We start from the raw sequence: 2,656 nt of genomic DNA on the forward strand, positions 1-2,656 counted from the left end.
TCTCATCTTAAATATAACTTTTAGTGTTAATTTTAATATCTTAGTAAAATCCATACTAGCATCCCCGAAATCTAAAAAAAGCCAACTATTGTTGACTCTACCTAGGTACTATGAGTATGATGTTTACTCGTAAATACTATTTCAACTTCCCCTTTATCATTTATTTTGACTTTAAAGCTATAGCCTTTATAAATGGCAAAAGTAAGCAAAATTCCTCCTGCAGCACCAGCTGCAATAATTGTTCCTGTCCCCACGCTTGAAGCTGCTATTGCAGAAACTCCTAAAGAAGTTCCAAAAGAAAATGGTGCTGCTACTACTCCTGCTCCTGCAACACCAGCTAATGCTACCGCAGAAGCCTTGCTTAATTTTTGAACCTTCCTTGCCTTGTACAGCTTTTCAGCAAGTTCGCCTACAACTTTGAACTCTTTTACTTTATCTTGTTTGGCTTTTTTTAACTGTTCTTTAGTTTCAACAATTAGCATATAATCACCTACGTATTTATATTAACTACCTAGGTATAATACTATATTCCTACGCATATTTCTAATATTTGCTAATTTTTTCCCAACAAGTCTTTATTCAGCGTAATCTTTTCCAGTAATCTGTTTGTATTCATCTTCGGTAATAGTGTTGGTTTCTACTGCTCGCTTTACTCTTTCAATACCCCATAAACGCTCTCCATCGCTCCCAATAGTGTCATAAAAACGTTTAATTCGATCAAACCATGCACTCATTTTACGAAGCACCTCCATTCATAATTTCAAACCATAAATCAGCAATATCTGAATCTTGGACGTTGTCTTTCGAATTATTCTCCATATAAGCAAACCAAAGGTCAGCGTTTTCTGACTCTAGATCCTTTATTTTTCTGTCTTTCTTAGATGGTATTTCAATCTTCCTAGCCACTACGCTATCCCTCCTAGTATTCTCGTAACTTTATCGGAATCGCCATTATCCGTTGTTGCTCGACTTAATTCCAATCGCAAGGTAATTGGTTCTTCGTTGTTTAATGGCTTCACAAACTGATATTCATCATCTTCTAACTCGCTATCCATAAGCACGTCGTTAATATACGCATCTATATTTACGTCGCCTTGCTTCTGTACAAACGCACCTACGTAATCGGTACTATCTAACGTATATACTGCGGTTGCGGAAGTTGTTGGTGATTCGCTGCCCTCCATCCATGTACCGTAGAAGCCTACTTTGTCGTTTTCAATATCTTGATAGACGAATAATGGTTCGCTAATCTCAATGGATAAATCAAACAAAGATGAAGGTCTTAAAGCGTGTCCTGTTGTGTTGTTTGTTACCACTGTTACTACACCCCAACTTTCGACACGACGAGCTTTCTTGATATTAGCGTATGAATTATCATAACCTGCCCATAATGCAATAAATTCACCCTGTTTGTTTGCGGTTAGATTTGGTTGTAGTTGGTTACTTGTGTTTCCGCTTGTTACCTTCTCCACAGAACTCCACGTTTCTCCAATATCATCAGAATAACTAAATCTTATATTATCAGCAGAAGTGTCAGTAGAATCTCTACCGCGCCAAACTACACCAATCCTACCCTGTTCCAAGCCGTTTATCTCACTCGGTACGAATCTAGCGCATGGGGAGGATTGGGGGTAAGGACCGCCATGATATACGTATTCGTACGACCAATTATATGCAGAACTCGTTCTCAACCCTGTTCTTTTAAAAATTAGAATAGAATTTGGATTGTTCTGCTTTCTTTGTGTGATAATAAATACCTCGCTATTTGCAATACCAATAGACGGGTCTTGTATATCAATACCCGAAGTATTTACTTTAGTTACCTGCTCTACCTCGCCCCACGTTACAGTACCATCTGCGTTAATTATTCCTTTTTTATAGCGGATGTTAATTGAGTTAGAATACGTACTGTTTCTACTCGACCAAGTTGTGTGCAGGTCTGTTCCATTACGAATTATAGATACATTCCCTAGTGCAGATTGTGTAGTATCTAACACACTATCCACAATAGTACTAGAAATATCAATATTCGTTTGATTTAATACATCTATAACTCGATAATATATATTAGATGTGCTATATCCGTGTATCAGATGCACGTTCGTTCCGTCAGCTGCTAAAGCAATATCATTCCTATCGAAATTAGTATGGTAGTAATAACAAAGTTGTGACCATGACCAATTATCGTTATCATCGGGTTTATATACATGCAAGTAAAAATAATCTATTGCTTTCGATGCTGCAACGAACCACCCATTTTCCAACCTAACTAACTTATCTCCACCATTACCACTCATATCACGCGCTTCACCAACAACGGTAGCATCTTCCACAGTTTTCTCGGTAAACAAACCTTCTGCCATATACATACCTTCACCGTCAAAGGAAATATTCGTACTACTCACTTCATCAAACGTAATACCGAATGAGTTGCCTTTCATATCGTCTGCGAATGTATTCGGTGCGTTGATACGGTCAGATGCATCTTGTTTCAAATTGAGATAGGCGAGTTCTCGATCTTGCTTTGCGTCTTTGGATCGTTGTTTGTTTTTATATGACGCATAATCGGCCTGATGTTCATTAACTTGTTTTTCTGTTGCAAGCTCATTATAGCTACCAGCAGTAAGCAAGTTTTCAACTTTCATGCCTGCATCAT

Annotated in this window: 3 protein-coding genes and 1 pseudogene; all 4 read right to left on the reverse strand. The window is 37.9% G+C overall.

Translation table 11 applies throughout. From position 1 onward, the window contains the following. Nucleotides 1-101: 101 nt before the first annotated feature. The gene (locus tag BMX40_RS19795) at nucleotides 102-482 is read right to left on the reverse strand and encodes a hypothetical protein (protein ID WP_090873180.1); all 381 of its coding nucleotides are present in this window, start codon (nucleotides 480-482) and stop codon (nucleotides 102-104) included. A gap of 93 nt (nucleotides 483-575) precedes the next feature. After that, nucleotides 576-734, reverse strand: a complete 159-nt coding sequence (locus tag BMX40_RS19800) for an XkdX family protein (RefSeq protein WP_090873182.1) — start codon at nucleotides 732-734, stop codon at nucleotides 576-578. A gap of 1 nt (nucleotide 735) precedes the next feature. Beyond that, nucleotides 736-906: a hypothetical protein gene (locus BMX40_RS20495; RefSeq protein WP_170840874.1), complete on the reverse strand. Its 171-nt coding sequence runs from the start codon at nucleotides 904-906 to the stop codon at nucleotides 736-738. Further along, nucleotides 906-2,656: pseudogene (locus tag BMX40_RS19805) on the reverse strand (hypothetical protein); the annotation flags it as partial. The gene BMX40_RS20495 and the pseudogene BMX40_RS19805, both read right to left, overlap by 1 nt.

It is taken from the genome of Oceanobacillus limi (assembly GCF_900111445.1).
GTDB classification, from domain to species: domain Bacteria; phylum Bacillota; class Bacilli; order Bacillales; family Amphibacillaceae; genus Ornithinibacillus; species Ornithinibacillus limi.